We start from the raw sequence: 17,135 nt of genomic DNA on the forward strand, positions 1-17,135 counted from the left end.
AACCCGATCATGCCATGTGTCCACTGCGACCGTCATGTCCTGATCCCGCCAACTCGCCGTCGATTCAAGGCGGTTGAATCTTCACCCACCCGTGGGGGCCTACCGCAGCACGCCCGCCTTCGTTCCGTCCGTCAGCCTGCCCGACAGGTCCACCTGTGCGCCCGCCGGTGCCTTCACCGCCAGCCGGTTGCCGTTCGCCGACCCGTTGACCCCGCCGCCCGACACCGACAGCGAGGCGAACTGCGCACTGCCCGCGGCCAGTACGTACCACTGGCCGGCCCGCGACTTCCAGAGCACGCCCGCCAGCACCCGCGGCTCCCGGGGGCCGCACGCCGCCGACCCCTCCGACCGGGCCGCCTGCGCCGCGATCGGGGCGCCCGGGGCCAGGAACTGCGCCTGCACCCGGTCCGCCGCGCCCTGCCAGGTCTCGGCCCGCGTGCAGAGCCAGGCCGCCGTCCCGTCGCCCTCCGGCAGCGGCTGCTTCGCGTACGTCCAGGCGTTGACCGTACGGACCCCGTGCGAGCGGACCGCCGGCAGCAGGCAGGCGATCCGCGACCAGTCCCCGAGTTCCGCCGTCTCCGTCACATCGCGCTCGGCACCCGGCGCGCCCGACGTCAGCCGGGCCGGGGTCAGTTCGCCGAGGTCGGTGATCAGCCGGGTGGCGCCGTCGCCCGTCAGGGCCAGCGCGTTCCAGCTGGTACAGCTGCCCGCCGGGGCCGGGCCCGCCACCGGCGGGGTCACCCCGTCCGGGGTCGGCTTCAGTACGACGGCCGGGACTGCGGGCTTGAGCAGGTCCCGCAGGGCCGCGCCGGTGACCCAGGGCGCGGTGAGATAGCGGACGTTGCCGTCGACCCGGCTGAGCACCAGCGCGGTCGCGGTGTCCGCCGAGGCGCCGTCCGTCCGGGCGAAGTCGAGGGCGGCGCCCGCGGTCCCGGTCCGTGGTTCGGCGTAGCGGACCACGCGCAGGCCGTCGTACATCAGGACCACGACGGCCTGGTCCACGGCGCCCGCGAACAGCAGCTGCGCCGGTCCCATCGGCGGCCCGGAGGGCGTGCCCGGAGTCGCCGAGGCGACCACCGACGGGCCGGGCCGGGCCCAGACGGCCAGCGCCCGGCGCAGCAGCTCCTTGTCGTCGGCGCGGTCACCGCGGGCCGGCCAGGTGGAGAAGTCCGTACGGGAGGACGTGCGCCAGAGCGTGGGCGCGGCCCGGACCAGCTTCCCGGGATCCAGGGCCTGCTCGGCCGCGGCGTTGCGCGAGTACAGCGGGGCCGCGGCCCCGTCGGAGCCCCAGCCCCCGCCCGGCAGCGCGAGCAGCGCCCCGCAGACGGCGAGGGCGGCCCCGGCGACCAGCGCGGCCCGGCCGAGGCGGCGCCGCCGCAGCAGGTCGGTGGGCCGGGCCTGGAGCACGCACGGGTCGAACTCGGTGGAGGCGAACAGCGCGTCGTTCGCCGGATCCCCGGACTCCCGGGCCGCGGCGGCCGGATCCGGGACCCCGGCCTCGTCGAGCACCCGGAGCACCTCCGGCTCGGGCAGCCGCTCCAGGGCCCGCAGTACGCAGGCGGCCCGCCCGGGCCCGTCGAGGGTGGCCAGCCACTGGTCGAGGGCGAGCTCCTCGGCCCCGCCCGAGCGGGGGAACAGCCGCAGCCCCCACACCTGGGGGAGCACCGGCGGGAGCTGCGCCCGCCGGGGCAGTGCCCGGAAGGTCAGCGGGAGCCCCGCCTCCAGGGCGGCGCGCAGCACGCGCAGCCGGATGTAGGCGTACCCGGAGTCGTCCGCGCCGCCCCGCTGCCCAGGGACCCCGCCCTGCACGGCCGCAGCGGCGGCCCCCGCGTCACGCCGCCCGCGCGGGAGTGAGCGCTGGACCAGCGAGTGGGCGGTGAGCACCCGCCGGTTGCGGCCGAGGGAGGGCGGCAGGACCAGGTAGGCGAGCCGCACCAGCCGGGGGTAGTGCTCGACGATGGCGGCCTCGGCCTGCTCGACGTCCGGCGGCACGGGAGACACGGGAGGCATGGGGCGGGTGGCGGTATCCGGCGCAGTCACGTTCAGCAGAACGAGCGAATCGTCGGATGGTCACCGCTCCCCGGCCCCCGGTGCGGGGGCCGGTCCGGGCGCGGGTCCGGCGGGCGGACCGGGCGTCGGTCCGCCGGGTGGACCGGGCGCGGGGTCAGGCCACCAGGTGGGCGCGCAGCGCCTCTACCGTCCCGTCGCCGACGCCGAGGCCCTCGCGCACGTACTTCTCCATGGAGCCGTACCGCGTCTCGACCTCGTCCAGTGCAGCCCGCAGATAGGAGGGGAAGACCCCGATCAGCGCGAGCGCGATGTCCGGGTCGCCGCCGGCCGCCGTGAAGCCCTCGATCATCGGGGCGAAGGCCTGCTTGACCGCCGGATTGACGGACAGGTACTCGGCCATCAGCGTCTCGTCGTCCGCGCCCAGCAGCGCCAGGATGATCGTCGCGCCCCAGCCGGTGCGGTCCTTGCCGGCCGTGCAGTGGAACAGCAGCGGGCCGGCGTCGGCGTCGGCGGCCTCGGTCAGCAGCATCCGGTACGCGGCCTGCGCGGAGCCGGTGTGCACGAAGGACCGGTAGGTGTCGGCGAAGAGCGCCTGCGCCCGGCCGCCGCCCAGGTGCTCCTCGGCCACGGCCGGGTCGGACAGCAGGTCCTTGAGCTGCACCGCGGCGGGCAGCCTGGCGGAGTTCAGCTTGTCGGCGAGGACGTCTCCGATCAGGACCCGGGCCCCGGCGGGCATCCGGTCGGGGTGGTCGGCGCGCTCGGCGTCGGTGCGGAAGTCGATGACGGTACGCAGGCCGAGCGCGGCCACCACCGGGTCGGCGTCGAGGTCCAGCCGGTCGAGCTGGCCCGAGCGCAGGACCAGGCCGGGGCGGACGGTGCGGCCGCCGGTGAGCGGGGTGCCGCCGAGGTCGCGGAGGTTGGCGACGGTGGTGGACGGGGTGGCGGTCATCGTGGCGGCTCCAGCGGCGTCATACGGTCGAGAGTCGGTTCATGCAATTTTCTGATGTTTCGCCCCGGAAAGACAATCGAGGGCCACCGAGACCCCGACGCCCATCCCGAGCGCGGCCAGGTGTCCGATGTCCGTGAAGGTCCGCTCGCGGCGGACCACCGGCGCCGCCGCCAGGGCCAGCAGGCCCACGCGGGCGACCGTGCGGACCGGCCCGCGCGGCAGGGCCGAGGTCAGGGCGCCGAGCACGGCGTTGAAGCCGTAGCTCGTCCCCACGTCCAGCGCGCTCCGGGTCCCCGGATCGGTCGTACCGCGCAGGGCGCCGTACACGAGGAGGGTCGCCGTGGCGTGCCCGAACAGGAACACCGCGGCCGTCCACCAGGCCCCGTACGCGTACTCGGCGTATCCGAGCACCGCGACCAGCAGCAGCGCGTACGGCAGGGGCATGGGTTCCTCGATGACGAGAGCGCTGCTCAGCAGCGTCTCCCAGCGCCCGGCGGCGAGGTTGTCGACATTCGTCGAGCAGTCCCGGAGCAGCCGCTCCCGCTCGGCCGGCCCGGTGCGCGCCAGGGCGTACGCCCCGAGCTGGACCCCGCCCGCGTACACCGCTCCCCACGGAATTGCGTTCATCCACTCATGATCGGATAAGCCTCTGGCGGAAGCCGAGGGGCCCCGTGCGAACATGTCCCGGCCATGTTCGAATCATCCGCGCCGATGCGCGCCACGCGAGCCGCGACCTTCGCGGCGATGTGCGTCGCCCTGGGCGCGGTGGGGCATTCGTACATATCCGGCACGGATATACCCCTCTTCGGCCTTCTGGGTGCTTTCGCGATGACCTCCGGGCTCGCCTGGCTCCTCGCGGGGCGCCGCCGGGGCCCCGTCGGCATCACCGCGGCGGTGCTCTCCGTCCAGGGCGTGCTGCACCTCGTCTTCTCGGGCAGCGGGACGGCCGCGCAGCAGCGCGCCGCCCCCGCCCCGGTGCACGGAAACCACCACATGCCCGCCGCGGACGCGGGCGCCCTGGCCGCCGAAGCCCCCGGCATGGCGAACATGGCCGACATGGCCGACATCGCGAGTGCGGCCGGGCACGGCGGCGCCGGAATGATCGCCGCCCACATGCTCGCCGGGTTGCTCTGCGCCGCCTGGCTCGCGCGCGGCGAGGCCGCCGTCTTCCGCCTGGCCCGGGTCCTGGCCGCCGCGGCGCTGCACGCGGCCCGGCCGTTCGCCCGCGCGCTCGCCCTGGTCCGGGCGCGGGCGGCCGCCGTACCGGCCCCGGCCGTCTTCCCCACCCCGTACGAACGGCCGCGCCGACTGCGCGGAGCCGTGCACGCCCACGCCGTGGTGCGCCGCGGGCCACCCGGACGCGGCCCGCTCCCTCGTATCACGGCCCCCGGCCGGCCCGCCCACGCCTGATCCCGGCGCAGCGGCGAGACCCGGGGCCCGCTCCCCATGTCTTCGCCAACCCCTAGGATCCCCATGTCTCTTGACGAGGCCCAAGACGTCCGCACCCCGGACGCCGCCGAGACGGCCGAACCGGCCGAGACCGGCGAGACGGCCCGCCCGGCCAAGAACCGCGGCGGCAACCGGGCCGCCGTGCGGCCGCTGCTCCTGCGCCTGCACTTCTACGCGGGCCTGCTCATCGCCCCGCTGCTCTTCCTCGCCGCCGCCACCGGGCTGCTGTACGCCGCCTCCTGGCAGGCCGAGGCGATCATCTACTCCGACGAACTGACCGTCGCCCGCGTCGGCGACAGCGCCCTGCCGCTCAGCGCCCAGGTCGACGCGGCCCGGGGCGCGGCCCCCCAGGGCGAGGTCGTCTCCGTGTGGCCCGCCCCCGACACCGAGGCGACCACCCGGGTGATCATGGAGAGCCCGGGCCTCCCGGAGGGTGAGACCCTCACCGTCTTCGTCGACCCGTATACGGCCGAGGTGCGCGGACAGCTCGCCACCGTCGGCGACGCGCTGCCGCTGCGGGCCTGGCTCAGCGAGTTCCACTCCAGCCTCCAGCTCGGCGAGTTCGGCCGGAACTACAGCGAGCTCGCCGCCAGCTGGATGTGGGTCGTCGCACTCGGCGGACTCGCCCTGTGGCTCGGCCGCCGCCGCAAGCGCAGGTCGCAGCTCGTCCTCCCGGACCGTAGGGCCACCGGCCGCCGCCGCACCCTGTCCTGGCACGGAACCGTCGGCCTGTGGGCCGTCGCGGGCCTCGTCGTACTCTCCGCCACCGGCCTGACCTGGTCGAAGTACGCCGGTGAGAACATCGGGCAGCTCCAGGACAGCCTCGGCGGGGCCACCCCCGCCGTCTCCGCGAACCTGACCGCCGGCGCGGACTCCGGCTCCGACGGGCACGCCGGGCACACCATGCCCGACGGCACGCCGATGGCCCCGCCGCCCGCCCCCACCACCGACCTCGGCATCGACCGGGCCGTGGACGCCGCCCGCGCCGCCGGGGTCACCGAGGCGCTGCGCGTGACCCTGCCGGCCGGGGGCAAGGGGTACGTGGTCAAGGAGCAGGACAAGCTGGTGCCGGTGCACCTGGATGCGGTGTCCGTCGACCCCGCGGACGCCCGGGTCATGGACGAACTGCGCTTCGCCGACTACCCGCTGCTCGCCAAGATGACCCGCTTCGGCATCGACCTGCACATGGGCACGACCTTCGGTCTCGTCAACCAGCTCGCGCTGGCCGCCCTCGCCCTCGCCGTGATGTTCCTCGTCTTCTGGGGCTACCGGATGTGGTGGCTGCGCCGGCCGACCAAGGAGCGCAGGCTGTCCGTGGGCCGCGCCCAGCCGCGCGGAGCCTGGCGCAGGCTTCCGGTGACCGTGCTGCTGCCGCTGGCCGCGGTGACGGCCGTGATCGGCTGGTTCATCCCGCTGCTCGGGATCAGCCTGGTCGTCTTCCTCGCGGTCGACCTCCTGCTGGGCTTCGTCGCGGGCCGCAGGGCCGAGGCGGCGTAGCCGGTAGCGGGTAGCCGGTAGTCGTCCCGAATGCGGTGGGCCCGTACTCCCCCGGGGGAGTACGGGCCCACCGTCGTCGTGGCCAACCTGCCGATCAGGGGGCGTACTTGTAGCCGACCCGGCGCACCGTCTGGATCGCGGAGCGGTGGGAGGCGCCCAGCTTGCGGCGCAGACGGGCGATGTGGACGTCCACGGTCCGGCCGTCGCCGACGTGGCCGTAGCCCCAGACCGTGGTGACCAGCTGGTCCCGGCTGTGGACCCGGTGCGGGTGCTGCACGAGGTGGGCCAGCAGCTCGAACTCCAGGTACGTCAGGTCGAGGACCTGGCCGTCGACCTCGGCGGTGCGCTGCGCCGGGTCGATGCGGACCAGGCCGTCCCGCGGGCCGCCGGCCTGGGCCGGAGCCTGGGCCCGGCCGGCGGGGACCGGCCGGACGGCGGCCACGGCCTGCGGGGCGAAGCCGATCGGAGGCTGCTGGTCGGCCGGTACGAGGACCAGGTAGCCGATCATCGGCGGCTGGCCCGGCGCCGTCGGCAGGGTGTGCTGGGGCGCGGGCAGCCAGGTGGCCCCCGGCGGCAGGAAGTCCACGACCCGGGCCACTTCGTCCCGGTCGACGGACCGGAGCCGGTGGCGCGGACCGGGCGGGTAGGTCGGGGAAGCGGTCGCAGCGGAGGAGAGGGAGCGGGTGTTCGCCATGAGTGGTCAGCTCTTTCACGCGAGTGGTCGGCAGGGAGACGTGCGTACGTCGTCGATGTCGATTGCCGCGCAGACCGAAGGCCCCGGGGAGGCTCGGTGGGTGGTCCCGGAGGCGTTAGAGGGCCGGCGCGTTCTTCGCGCGGCAACACTCCCGGTCGTAATCGTGATCCTGACGGGACGGCCAGAAAGGCTCGAGGTCGCTGCGACCTGACGAGGTGTGCGAAGGGCTGGCCATGGCCCCATTCAAGCAGAAGTCCTCTCGCCGGCGCAGGTTCCGTCTCACCCCTTGGCTCGAAATCTCACATTCCGAGCCAGCCCCCCTGGCATTCCCGGACAAAACGCAACCCGGGCGCCCACGACAACGCCCGCCGGACCCAGAGGGGTCCGGCGGGCGTCGCTGGTCATCGGCCGGATGCGGTACCGGCGGTGGAGGGTCCGGGCGTGGTCCTAGACCAGGCCTTCCTTCTCCAGGCCGGTGCAGCAGGTGTCCGTGATGAGACGGGTCACCACGTACGGGTCCACGTTCGCGTTAGGGCGGCGGTCCTCGATGTAGCCCTTGCCGTCCTTCTCCACCTGCCACGGGATGCGGACCGAGGCGCCGCGGTCCGAGACGCCGTAGCTGAACTCGTTCCAGGGGGCGGTCTCGTGCAGGCCCGTCAGGCGCTCGTCGATGCCGGCGCCGTAGTTCTTCACGTGGTCGAGCGGCTTGCTGCCCTCACCCAGGGCCTCGCACGCGGTGATGATCGCGCGGTAGTCCTCGCGCATCGCCTTCGTGGAGAAGTTGGTGTGCGCACCCGCGCCGTTCCAGTCGCCCTTGACCGGCTTCGGGTTCAGCGTCGCGGAGACGTTGAAGTCCTCGGCGGTGCGGTAGAGCAGCCAGCGCGCGATCCACAGCTGGTCGGAGACCTCCAGCGGGCCGACGGGGCCGACCTGGAACTCCCACTGCCCGGGCATGACCTCGGCGTTGATGCCGGAGATGCTCAGGCCCGCCGCGAGGCAGTGGTCCAGGTGCTTCTCGACGATGTCGCGGCCGAAGATCTCGTCCGAGCCGACACCGCAGTAGTAGCCGCCCTGCGCGGCCGGGAAGCCGCCCACCGGGAAGCCGAGCGGCCGGATGCCGTCGAAGAAGGTGTACTCCTGCTCGATGCCGAAGATCGGCTCCTGGCCGGCGAACTTCTCGGCGACCGGGCGCAGCAGCGCGCGGGTGTTCGACTCGTGCGGGGTCATGTCGATGTTCAGGACCTCGCACATGACGAGGACGTTGTCGCCGCCGCGGATCGGGTCCGGGCAGGAGAAGACCGGGTTGAGGACGCGGTCGGAGGCGTGGCCCTCGGCCTGGTTCGTGCTCGATCCGTCGAAGCCCCAGACCGGCAGCGCGTCGCCGTCCCCGAGGACCTTCGTCTTGGAGCGAAGCTTCGCCGTCGGCTCGGTGCCGTCGATCCAGATGTACTCAGCCTTGTAGCTCACGGGCCCCATCCTCAGACTCTGCGGGTGCTGCTGGTCGCTGTTTCATCGCTGCGGTGATGACCGCAGCGTGCCCGCCCGCGATTTCTCTTCCGTTGCCCGTGTGTGAACCCCGTGTTACCGAGGTTTGCACCGCAGGTCGGGCGGGTTGTGCGGGTTGGTGGCGGGGCGCCCGTCCGGGTGGGGCAGACTGGCCGCGTGAGCATTTCGTCTGATGTGAACTCCGCCGAGGGCCCCGTCGACAGCGTCACCGACCGTGTCACCGACCGCGCCGCCGACCAGGCCCCCGCAGGCCGCCGCCCCCGGGTCGGGCTCCTGGGCACCGGCCCCTGGGCGCACCGCACCCATGCCCCCGCCCTCGCCGCGCATCCCGGCTCGGACTTCGCCGGCGTATGGGGCCGGCGGCCCGAGGCCGCCGCCGAACTGGCGCGCGAGTACGGGGTGAAGGTGTACGAAGACCCCGACGAGCTGTTCGCCGAATGTGACGCCGTGGCCTTCGCCCTGCCGCCCGACGTCCAGGCCCCGATGGCCGTCCGCGCCGCCGCCGCAGGATGCCACCTGCTCCTCGACAAGCCCGTCGCCACCACCGTGGAGGACGCCCGGGCCCTCGCCGAAGCCGCCCGGCGCCACGGGGTCGCCTCCGTCGTCTTCCTCACCCTGCGCTTCGCCGAGCCCACCGCCGGCTGGGTCGAGGAGCAGGCCGGCCGCTCCGGCTGGTTCACGGCCGCGGCCCACTGGCTCGGCGCCGTCTTCCCGCCCGACGGAACGCCCAGCGCCTACGCCGACTCGCCCTGGCGCAAGGCCAAGGGCGGACTGTGGGACGTCGGCCCGCACGCACTCTCCGTCCTGATCCCGGTCCTCGGCGAGGTGACCGAGGTCAGCGCCACCCGGGGCCCGTCCGACGTCGTCCAACTGGCCCTCCGGCACGCCTCCGGCGCGGCCAGCACCGCCGTGCTCAGCCTGGGCGCGCCGAGCGCGGCCGCCGGGGTGGGGCTGGAACTGCGCGGCACCGAGGGCGTGCACGAACTGCCCGGCTGGAGCGACGTACCGGGCGCCTACGGGCGCGCCCTGGACGCGCTGCTCACCGCGGCCCGGACAGGGGTGCCGGACCAGCGCGGGGTGGAGTTCGGGGCCCGGCTGACGGAGATCCTGGCTGAGGCGGAGGCTCAGCTCGCTACTTGATCACGGCGTTCGCGACGATGATGGCAAGGCCGATGGTGGCGTCGGCCATGCCGATCAGCAGGGCGGAGCCGAGCCGGTAGCCGACGCGGACGGCGACGAAGGACCCCCAGGCGAACAGCAGGGCGGTGTTCAGGCCCAGCCCGACCGCGGTGACCGTGTACGCGTCCCAGTCGAAGAGCCCGGCGCAGAGCAGCAGCACGACCGTGGGCAGAGTGGCCACGATCAGTGGCCACTCGTTCCACAGCGCCACGGCCAGCATGCGCCACCGGAGCCCGGCGGTCTCCTGCCGGTGGGCCGCCATGTGGTGCGCGTACCCGTGCGCGAGCCCGGCGGTGGCGCCCGTCACGAACACCCAACTCGCGTCGTAGAACGGGGTGAACGCCTCCCCCTGCTGGTTGAGCGCGGCCAGCAGCGCACTGGCCAGAACGGTCCCGTACACCCCGCCGAACATCCAGTCGGCGCCCCGCCGGGCGGGGCGGGAGCCCGTCCCGGCGGGGTGGGGCGGCGGGGCCTGCGGCTGCGGCTGCTCGTTCACAAGGGTCCTTTGGTGTGATTCGTCCTCTTTCGCACTTCGGCCACCCTACGGGGGGCGGGGGTGGGGGCGAGATGAAGAGGCGGGGGTGCCCGCTCCCGCCGTTACCTCCCCGCCCTGCCCACCACCCGCGCCAGCACTCCCACTGCCCGGGTGAAGGCCGCATCCGGGGGCGCCGCATAGCCGACCACCAGGCCCTCGCGGGGCGGGGTCGGGTCGGCCGGATGGTGGTAGGAGGAGAGGCCGTCCAGGGCCAGGCCCGCGGCGTGGGCCGCCGCGAGGGCGGGGGTCTCGTGGCCCGGCGGGAGCTCCAGGACGGCGTGCAGCCCGGCCGAGATACCGGTGACCCGGACCTGCGGGGCGTGCTCCGCCAGGACGGCGGCCAGCTGGTCGCGGCGGTCCCGGTAGCGCAGCCGCATCCGGCGGACGTGGCGGTCGTACGCCCCGCACTCGATGAAATCGGCCAGTGCCAGCTGGTCCAGCGCGCTCGCCCAGGACTCCCGCAGGCCCTTCGCGGCCAGGACCTGGTCGCGAAGGCGGTCCGGGAGGACCAGCCAGCCCAGGCGGAGGGCGGGGGAGAGGCTCTTGCTCAGCGAGCCCGCGTACACCACGTGCTCCGGGGCCAGTCCCTGCAGCGCGCCGACGGGTTTGCGGTCGTAGCGGAACTCCCCGTCGTAGTCGTCCTCCACGATCACGCCACCGGCCGCGCGGGCCCATTCCACCGCTGCGGCCCGGCGCGCGGGCAGCAGCCGGGTGCCGGTCGGGAACTGGTGCGCCGGAGTGAGCAGCAACGTACCTGCCCGGGCGGGGAGTTCCTCCGTACGCGCCCCGTCGTCGTCGACCGCGACGGGGTGCGCGTGGACTCCGGCGGCCCGGAGGATGCCGTGGTGGAAGGGCAGCCCGTACGCCTCGACGGCCCAGTCGCGGGGCCGGAGGGAGGACAGGAGCCGCAGTCCGTTGGCGAAGCCCGAGCAGATGACGATGTTCTCGGGGGTGCAGCGCACGCCGCGGGCCCGGGAGAGGTAGCCGGCGAGGGCCCGCCGCAGCTCCGGGCGGCCCTGCGGATCGCCGGGGCCGAAGGCTTCGGTGGGCGCCTCGGCCAGGGCCCGCCGGGCGCTGGCGGCCCAGGGGCCCCGGGGGAAGGAGGCGGGGTCGGGCTTGCCCTGGAGCAGGTCGTGGCGCAGGCGCGCGGGCGCGGGTCCGGCCGCGGCGGCCGGTACGTCCGCGGTCGCGACTCCTTCGGCGACCCGGGTGCCGGAGCCCTGCCGGGCCGTGAACCAGCCCTCGGCGACCAGTTCCGCGTACGCGTCGGCGACGGCGTTGCGGGCCAGTCCGAGGTCTGCGGCCAGTGTCCGGTAGGGCGGCAGCCGGGTCCCGCCGGCCAGCCGCCCGCTGCGTACGGCGTCGCGCAGGGCCTGGGCGAGGGCGGTCCGCCGGGCGCCCTCGGTGGAGAGCTCCAGGTGCAGGTCGGAGCCGCCCGGTTCGGGGGTGGTCATGGTCGCGGCTCCGGGGCGAAGGCGGCGTGGGTGGCCGTCAGGAAGCGGCGTACGGTCTCCCGTTCGGCGGGATCGAAGGAGTCGAGCACCTGGAGCACCCCGTCGATCACGGGGGCGAAGAACTCCCGGCCCGGGCGGAGTGTTCGGGGTGCTCGTCGCCGTCGTCGTTGTCGTGCACATCGCCTCCCGGCCGAAATCTCTCGCTGAGCGAGATTATCGCCCGGCGAGACATCGGGGTTGGCCCGGCCCCGTCGACGCCGTCGACCTGCCCACCCCCTACGGGGTCACCCGCGTCAACAGCTGCGGCCGCGCCGACGCCCCGTAGCCTGACGCGCCACGGGCCCAGCGCGGCACTGCCGATCGGACCGGAACGGGCGGTATTTTCCGTTTATGTCCACCAGTCCGGTCGTCGCGACCACCCCTGTCGCCACGGTGCCCGCCCCCACGCCGCACCAGCTGCCCCTGCCGCGCGTGCTGTACGGCGCCTGTCCCCCTGCTGGCCGAGCACGGCTTCGAGCCCCTCCAGTACGCGGTCAGCGAGCGCTACCGGGCGTGCATGGAAGTGATCGCGCGCCGGGTCTGAGGGGCGGCCCCGGGGGCGCTCCGGCCCTCTGATCCCTCCGGCCCCTCTGACCCCTCAGGCCTTGCGGGACAGGGCCTCGCGCACGGCCTCCTCGGAGCGGGCGACCACGGCCGTGCCGTCCTCCGCGGTGATGATCGGGCGCTGAATGAGCTTCGGATGGGCGGCCAGGTGGGCGATCCATGCCCCGCGCGCCGCGTCGGTCTCCTCGCGCGGCAGCTCCCGTACGCCGGTCTCCTTCGCGAGCGGGTCCGAGGTGCGCGTGATGTCCCACGGCTCCAGCCCGAGCCGGCCGAGGACCTCGCGGATCTCGTCCTCGGAGGGCACGTCCTCCAGGTAGCGGCGCACGGTGTAGTCGGCGCCCTCCGCGTCCAGGAGAGTCAGGGCGCTGCGGCACTTGGAACAGGCGGGATTGATCCAGATCTCCATGGCGCCCACCCTACCCAGGGCCGGTCTGGCCAGGGTCTTTTGTCAGTGGTCCCCGGTAAAATCGAGGGAGAACGACAGGAAGCCAACTACCGTTTGGGAGGCTGTAGATGGCCACTGCCACCACCGTCCAGCACGTCAAGAAGAAGCCGCTGCCGGCGGGGCTGCCCCGCGAGTGGTACGAGAGCCACAACCGCCGTCTGAAGGCCATGCGGCTGGCGATATCCCTGCTCGACTCGGGGACGTACGACGCTCGGCGTGCCACCAACCGGAAGATCCGGACGATGGCCGTCCGGACGGGGATCCACCGGCCGTCGAATGTCACCTGCAAGCTGGTGCGCGCGTTCATCAAGGAGTCGTAGTCGTAGTCGTGGACGGCGGGGATTCGGCCTGCCCGGCCGGGTCCTCGCCGTCCAGCGAGAGCAGCAGCAGGGCCACGTCGTCGTGCGGACCGCCGTTCGTGAAGGCCGCGAGGTCGTGCCAGACCGCCCCGACCAGGCCCTCCGGGTCCCGCGCCAGTACGGGCACCCGCGCGGCCAGCGGGTAGAAGTGCCCCGTGGCGTCCCGGGCCTCCGTCACGCCGTCGGTGTGCAGCAGCAGCTGGTCCCCGGGGCGCACCACCAGCTCCGTCACCGTCAGGGGGGTGGGGCCCGCGAGCCCCAGGCCCAGGGGCGGCCCCGGATCCACGGCCACCTCCTCCACCACGGGCCCGCGCATCCGCAGGGCCGGTGGATGCCCGCACGACACGATCCGTACGAGGCCCAGACCGGGCGGGAACTCCAGCAGCACCGCCGTCGCGAACAGCTCCGGGTGCTCGACGGAGGCGGCCGCCGAGTCCGCCACCAGTCGCCGGTCCAGCCGGGCCGCGACCGCGGCCAGCCCGGCGTCGTCGATCACGGCCTCGCGGAAGGCCCCGAGCAGCGCCGCCACCGTGCCGACCGCCGCCAGGCCGTGCCCCTGCACGTCCCCGACCAGCGCCCGCACCCCGTACGGCCCGGCCCGTACGTCGTACAGGTCGCCGCCGACCAGCGTGCCGTGCTGCGCCGCCCGGTAGAGGCCCGAGCAGCGCACCGGACCCACCCGTTCCGGTACCGGCGGCAGGACCGCGAGCTGGGCCGCCTCCGCCACTGTCCGTACGCTGACCAGCTGCGCGTCGCGGCGCTGGCGGACCCAGGCGATCACCACGCTGAGCACCCCGACCACGGCCACCGTGGCCAGGTCCGTGCTGCGGGCATGGCCGACGCCGAGCGACGGCAGCCCCAGCAGCAGCAGGACGACGGCGGCGAAGGCCGCGGTTCCGGCCGCCCCGTACGCGAAGGCGGCCACCGGGGGCAGGCCGGCCAGGAAGAACCCCAGCTCGGCGCCCGGGGTGATCGCCTGGGCCAGGACCAGCACGACCAGGGCCACCGCGGGCGCGATCCGGGCCCAGCGCGGCGGCGGCTCGCCGCGCAGCCAGCCCGTTTCCTGACGTCGGCGTCTCACTACTCCACCCTGGTACGGGGGCGGGGCCCGCGCACCCCGGACCGCCCCGCCGGGTGGCCGCATACGCCCCGGGCCGCGACAGTGGGGGCGTGACGGCAAGCGAAGACGCGGGCAAACGGCCCACCCGGGCGCACATCGAGGCGCACGGCGAGGGCGGCGGTGCCCAGAGCGCGGAGATCAGCACGCGGCTCAACTGGCTGCGCGCGGGTGTGCTCGGCGCCAACGACGGGATCATCTCCACCGCGGGCCTGGTGGTCGGGGTCGCGGGGGCCACCACCTCGCGCCCGGCGATCCTGGCGGCGGGTGTCGCGGGGCTGCTGGCGGGCTCGCTGTCGATGGCGGCGGGGGAGTACGTCTCCGTCAGCTCCCAGCGGGACTCCGAGCGGGCCGCGCTCGATCTGGAACGCCGGGAACTCGCCGAGGAGCCGGAGGCGGAGCTCGACGAGCTGACCGACCTGCTGGCCGAGCGGGGCCTCAGCCGGGACGTGGCACGGGAGGCGGCCCGGCAGCTGACGGAACGGGACGCGCTGCGGGCCCACGCCCGGGTGGAGCTGGGGATCAACCCCGACGAGCTGGCCAACCCGTGGCACGCGGCTTTCGCCAGCCTGATCGCCTTCACGGTGGGGGCGCTGCTCCCGCTGCTGGCGATCCTCCTGCCGGGGCCGTCAACGCGGGTGCCGGTGACGGTGGTGGCGGTGCTGGCGGCGCTGACGCTGTGCGGGGTGATCAGCGCCCGGCTGGGCGGGGCCCCGCTGCCGAGGGCGGTGGCCCGTAACGTCCTGGGCGGCGCGCTGGCGATGGGCGTCACCTACGCGGTGGGCACCTGGCTCGGCACCACAGCCTGACCGGGCCTCCGTCGCGCAAGAACGGCCCCGCCGGCGTTTGAGGCGCGGGCGCGGCGCGCCGTGCGGTGACCGGTGCCGGAGCCGTCCCGCGGGCGAATACGCGCGGCGCGCCCCCGAACCCGCCGGGCCCGGCGCGGCGGACCGGCAGGATGGGGGGATGCGGATTGCTGTCACCGGGGCGACCGGGCTCATCGGAAGTGCACTCGTGAGGTCCCTGCGCGCGGACGGCCACGAGGTGGTGCGGCTCGTGCGGCGGGAGCCCGTCGGGGCGGACGAGGCGCGCTGGGATCCCGCGCGCGGGTACGTGGACCCCGCCGGGCCGGCCGGCTGCGCGGCCGTCGTCCACCTGGCCGGGGCCGGAGTCGGGGACCACCGGTGGACGGCCGCGTACAAGAGGGAGATCCGCGACAGCCGGGTGCTCGGCACCGCCGCGCTCGCGCACGCCCTCGCCGCCCTCGACGAGCCGCCCGCGGTCCTGGTCAGCGGCTCCGCCGTCGGCTACTACGGGGACACGGGCGACCGGCCCGTCGACGAGGGCGCGCCCGCCGGTCAGGGGTTCCTGCCCTCGGTCTGCGTGGAGTGGGAGGGGGCGGCCGCGCCCGCCCAGGAGGCCGGGATCCGAACGGCGTTCGCCCGTACCGGCCTGGTCGTCGCCCGTGAGGGCGGGGCCTGGGGGCGGATGTTCCCGCTGTTCCGCGCCGGTCTCGGCGGCCGGCTCGGCAACGGCCGCCAGTACTGGCCGTACATCTCGCTCCGGGACGAGGTCGCGGCCCTGCGGCACATCATCGACACCCCCGGGCTGTCCGGCCCGGTCAACCTCACGGCCCCGGAGCCGCTGACCAACCGCCAGGTCACCGGGGCCATGGCCCGGGTGCTGCACCGCCCCGCACTGCTGCCCGTACCGGCGGCCGCGCTGCGTGTCGTGCTGGGGGAGTTCGCCGGGGACGTGCTGGGCAGTCAGCGGGTCCGGCCCGCGCGGCTGCTGGAGTCCGGCTTCGTCTTCCGCGACCCGGGCATCGAGCAGGCGATCCGTGCCGCGCTGTCCTCTCCCTGAGCGCCCCGAGATCCGTGTGCGACCACCGTGCGACCGTTTGTGACCCGTATGCGACCGCCGTGCGACCGGAGTTGACCGCAATACCACACCGAACTCGGGTTCCCCTTTAGCCGGTTGGGGGAAGGAGGATCCCCACACAGCCGCGCCGACCTCGGGGAGGGGCCCGTGCTCAGCAGCGCACACCATGCCGCACACCATGCGGACGTCATCATCGTAGGAGCCGGAGTCTCAGGACTCGCGGCAGCGCAGCACCTGATCGCAGCGGGAGTCACGGTCACCGTCCTGGAGGCCGCGGACGACCCCGGCGGGCGGATGGCCACCGAGTCGGCCGACGGGTTCCGGCTGGACCGGATCGGCCAGTTGCTCAACACCTCGTACACGGAGCTCGAACGCACCCCCGGCCTGCGGGCCCTGACCCTGCGCCCCTTCACACCGGGGGTCCTCGTCCACGCCGACGGGAAACAGCTGCGGGTCGGGGTCCTCACCCCGGCCCGGGCCCTGGCCAGCGGTTCCTTCGAGCAGGCCCGCATCGGCGCCGCCCTGGGCCGGCTCGCCACCCTGCCCGAGGAGAAGCTGCTCGCCCGGCCCGAACGCACCGCGCACGCCGCCCTGCGCTCGCGCGGGCTGCCGCCGCGCACCCTGAGCGGGGCGCTCCGCCCCCTGCTGGCCACCCTGCTGCGCGATCCGGAGCTCACCACCTCCAGCCGGGTCGCCGACCTCGCCCTGCGCACCTTCGCCCGCGGCCGGCTCGCCGTGCCCGAGGGCGGCGCGGCGGCCCTGCCGGACCTGCTCGCCGCCGCCCTGCCGCCCGGCACCGTACGGACCGGGGTCCGGGTCCGGTCGGTGGCGACCAACCTGGTCACCACCGAGGAGCACGGCGACTTCCGGTGCCGTTCCGTCCTCCTGGCCACCGGGGCCCGCGCCGCCGCCGAGCTCCTGCCCGGACTGCGCGTGCCCGCCTTCCACGAGGTCACCGTCCTGCACCACGCCACCGCCACACCCCTGTCCCGGGACGGCTCGCTGCTCCTGGACGGGGACCCCAAGTGGCCCGTCGCCCACACGGCCGTGATGAGCGCGGTCGACCCGACCCGGGCCCCGGCCGGCCGGAGCCTGGTCACCACCACCGTGTTCGGCCCGCCGCCGCCCGCCCGCGCGGTCGCCTCCCGGCTGGCCCGGCTCTACGACACCCCCACCCGCGACTGGGAGCTGCTCGCCGTCCACCACACCCCGGAGGCGGTCCCCGCGATGCCCCCGCCGTACGACGTGCAGCGCCCGGTGCGGGTGCTGGCCGGGCTGTACGTGTGCGGTGACCACCGCGACACGAACACCGTCCAAGGAGCCCTGCACTCGGCCCGCCGCGCCACCGGCGCCGTTCTGCGCGACTTCGGCATCCCGCTCCCGGTCGCGCCGGAGCCCGCGCTTCCGGTGGCGGCCTGAGAACCACTCGACGACGCCGGTGGGGCCGCGGTCCGGCC

16 protein-coding genes are annotated in these 17,135 nt (G+C 74.8%); 7 read left to right on the plus strand and 9 right to left on the minus strand.

Translation table 11 applies throughout. The features are described from left to right. Positions 1–99 precede the first annotated feature (99 nt). The 3 genes from ACIQZO_RS01035 to ACIQZO_RS01045 all read right to left on the minus strand — a co-directional run bounded on the left by ACIQZO_RS01035 (position 100) and on the right by ACIQZO_RS01045 (position 3,586). Positions 100–2,010 (minus strand): hypothetical protein, encoded by a 1,911-nt coding sequence (locus ACIQZO_RS01035; RefSeq protein ID WP_403618113.1) that lies wholly within the window; start codon positions 2,008–2,010, stop codon positions 100–102. A 154-nt stretch (positions 2,011–2,164) separates the two neighbouring features. Then, positions 2,165–2,959 (minus strand): tyrosine-protein phosphatase, encoded by a 795-nt coding sequence (locus ACIQZO_RS01040; RefSeq protein ID WP_403618115.1) that lies wholly within the window; start codon positions 2,957–2,959, stop codon positions 2,165–2,167. A 39-nt stretch (positions 2,960–2,998) separates the two neighbouring features. Beyond that, complete coding sequence (locus tag ACIQZO_RS01045; RefSeq protein ID WP_403618118.1) at positions 2,999–3,586, minus strand: rhomboid-like protein; 588 nt, start codon at positions 3,584–3,586, stop codon at positions 2,999–3,001. A gap of 84 nt (positions 3,587–3,670) precedes the next feature. On the opposite strand from ACIQZO_RS01045, the gene ACIQZO_RS01050 reads away from it, so the two are divergent. Together ACIQZO_RS01050 and ACIQZO_RS01055 are read left to right on the plus strand one after the other, a co-directional pair. After that, complete coding sequence (locus tag ACIQZO_RS01050; RefSeq protein ID WP_403618120.1) at positions 3,671–4,369, plus strand: hypothetical protein; 699 nt, start codon at positions 3,671–3,673, stop codon at positions 4,367–4,369. Positions 4,370–4,432: 63 nt separating this feature from the next. Continuing rightward, positions 4,433–5,905 carry a PepSY-associated TM helix domain-containing protein gene (locus tag ACIQZO_RS01055; RefSeq protein WP_403618123.1) on the plus strand — a complete coding sequence of 491 codons (1,473 nt, stop codon included), beginning with the start codon at positions 4,433–4,435 and terminating at the stop codon, positions 5,903–5,905. Between the two features lie 94 nt (positions 5,906–5,999). Here ACIQZO_RS01055 and ACIQZO_RS01060 read toward each other — a convergent pair whose 3' ends face one another. Next, positions 6,000–6,599, minus strand: coding sequence for a winged helix-turn-helix domain-containing protein (locus tag ACIQZO_RS01060; RefSeq protein ID WP_403618126.1), 600 nt, complete (start codon positions 6,597–6,599; stop codon positions 6,000–6,002). Between the two features lie 447 nt (positions 6,600–7,046). Next, a complete protein-coding gene (glnII, locus tag ACIQZO_RS01065; RefSeq protein ID WP_403618129.1) occupies positions 7,047–8,066 on the minus strand; it encodes a glutamine synthetase in 1,020 nt (339 codons plus the stop codon). Positions 8,067–8,378: 312 nt separating this feature from the next. On the opposite strand from glnII, the gene ACIQZO_RS01070 reads away from it, so the two are divergent. Further along, complete coding sequence (locus ACIQZO_RS01070; protein WP_403619165.1) at positions 8,379–9,245, plus strand: Gfo/Idh/MocA family protein; 867 nt, start codon at positions 8,379–8,381, stop codon at positions 9,243–9,245. Here the strand turns inward: ACIQZO_RS01070 and ACIQZO_RS01075 are convergent. The 3 genes from ACIQZO_RS01075 to ACIQZO_RS01085 all read right to left on the minus strand — a co-directional run bounded on the left by ACIQZO_RS01075 (position 9,238) and on the right by ACIQZO_RS01085 (position 12,282). Then, positions 9,238–9,780 carry a hypothetical protein gene (locus ACIQZO_RS01075; protein WP_403618132.1) on the minus strand — a complete coding sequence of 181 codons (543 nt, stop codon included), beginning with the start codon at positions 9,778–9,780 and terminating at the stop codon, positions 9,238–9,240. The genes ACIQZO_RS01070 and ACIQZO_RS01075 overlap by 8 nt on opposite strands. 101 nt (positions 9,781–9,881) lie before the next feature. Continuing rightward, positions 9,882–11,273: a PLP-dependent aminotransferase family protein gene (locus ACIQZO_RS01080; RefSeq protein ID WP_403618134.1), complete on the minus strand. Its 1,392-nt coding sequence runs from the start codon at positions 11,271–11,273 to the stop codon at positions 9,882–9,884. A 637-nt stretch (positions 11,274–11,910) separates the two neighbouring features. Beyond that, entirely contained in the window at positions 11,911–12,282 is a 372-nt protein-coding gene (locus ACIQZO_RS01085) for an ArsC/Spx/MgsR family protein (RefSeq protein ID WP_403618137.1), read from the minus strand. Positions 12,283–12,389: 107 nt separating this feature from the next. Here ACIQZO_RS01085 and ACIQZO_RS01090 point away from each other — a divergent pair, with 107 nt between their 5' ends. Further along, on the plus strand, positions 12,390–12,641 hold the full coding sequence (locus tag ACIQZO_RS01090) for a hypothetical protein (protein ID WP_403618140.1): 252 nt from the start codon (positions 12,390–12,392) through the stop codon (positions 12,639–12,641). Here ACIQZO_RS01090 and ACIQZO_RS01095 read toward each other — a convergent pair. After that, the gene (locus ACIQZO_RS01095; RefSeq protein ID WP_403618143.1) at positions 12,628–13,761 is read right to left on the minus strand and encodes a PP2C family protein-serine/threonine phosphatase; all 1,134 of its coding nucleotides are present in this window, start codon (positions 13,759–13,761) and stop codon (positions 12,628–12,630) included. The two genes, ACIQZO_RS01090 and ACIQZO_RS01095, sit on opposite strands and share 14 nt — an antisense overlap. A gap of 89 nt (positions 13,762–13,850) precedes the next feature. Between ACIQZO_RS01095 and ACIQZO_RS01100 the strand changes: the two genes are divergently transcribed. From ACIQZO_RS01100 to ACIQZO_RS01110, 3 genes are all read left to right on the plus strand, one after another. Then, positions 13,851–14,606, plus strand: coding sequence for a VIT family protein (locus ACIQZO_RS01100; protein WP_403618146.1), 756 nt, complete (start codon positions 13,851–13,853; stop codon positions 14,604–14,606). Positions 14,607–14,763: 157 nt separating this feature from the next. After that, the gene (locus ACIQZO_RS01105) at positions 14,764–15,660 is read left to right on the plus strand and encodes a TIGR01777 family oxidoreductase (RefSeq protein WP_403618149.1); all 897 of its coding nucleotides are present in this window, start codon (positions 14,764–14,766) and stop codon (positions 15,658–15,660) included. Positions 15,661–15,825: 165 nt separating this feature from the next. Further along, positions 15,826–17,097 (plus strand): NAD(P)/FAD-dependent oxidoreductase, encoded by a 1,272-nt coding sequence (locus ACIQZO_RS01110; RefSeq protein WP_403618152.1) that lies wholly within the window; start codon positions 15,826–15,828, stop codon positions 17,095–17,097. Positions 17,098–17,135 lie beyond the last annotated feature (38 nt).

It is taken from the genome of Streptomyces sp. NPDC097617 (genome assembly GCF_044761485.1).
Taxonomy (GTDB): Bacteria; Actinomycetota; Actinomycetes; order Streptomycetales; family Streptomycetaceae; genus Streptomyces.

Excerpts from the sequence above, each read along its gene's own strand:
- ACIQZO_RS01035 (WP_403618113.1), bottom strand. The coding sequence starts at position 2,010 with ATGCCTCCCGTGTCTCCCGTGCCGCCGGACGTCGAGCAGGCCGAGGCC.
- ACIQZO_RS01040 (WP_403618115.1), bottom strand. The coding sequence starts at position 2,959 with ATGACCGCCACCCCGTCCACCACCGTCGCCAACCTCCGCGACCTCGGC.
- ACIQZO_RS01045 (WP_403618118.1), bottom strand. The coding sequence starts at position 3,586 with ATGAACGCAATTCCGTGGGGAGCGGTGTACGCGGGCGGGGTCCAGCTC.
- ACIQZO_RS01050 (WP_403618120.1), top strand. The coding sequence starts at position 3,671 with ATGCGCGCCACGCGAGCCGCGACCTTCGCGGCGATGTGCGTCGCCCTG.
- ACIQZO_RS01055 (WP_403618123.1), top strand. The coding sequence starts at position 4,433 with ATGTCTCTTGACGAGGCCCAAGACGTCCGCACCCCGGACGCCGCCGAG.
- ACIQZO_RS01060 (WP_403618126.1), bottom strand. The coding sequence starts at position 6,599 with ATGGCGAACACCCGCTCCCTCTCCTCCGCTGCGACCGCTTCCCCGACC.
- ACIQZO_RS01080 (WP_403618134.1), bottom strand. The coding sequence starts at position 11,273 with ATGACCACCCCCGAACCGGGCGGCTCCGACCTGCACCTGGAGCTCTCC.
- ACIQZO_RS01085 (WP_403618137.1), bottom strand. The coding sequence starts at position 12,282 with ATGGAGATCTGGATCAATCCCGCCTGTTCCAAGTGCCGCAGCGCCCTG.
- ACIQZO_RS01090 (WP_403618140.1), top strand. The coding sequence starts at position 12,390 with ATGGCCACTGCCACCACCGTCCAGCACGTCAAGAAGAAGCCGCTGCCG.
- ACIQZO_RS01105 (WP_403618149.1), top strand. The coding sequence starts at position 14,764 with ATGCGGATTGCTGTCACCGGGGCGACCGGGCTCATCGGAAGTGCACTC.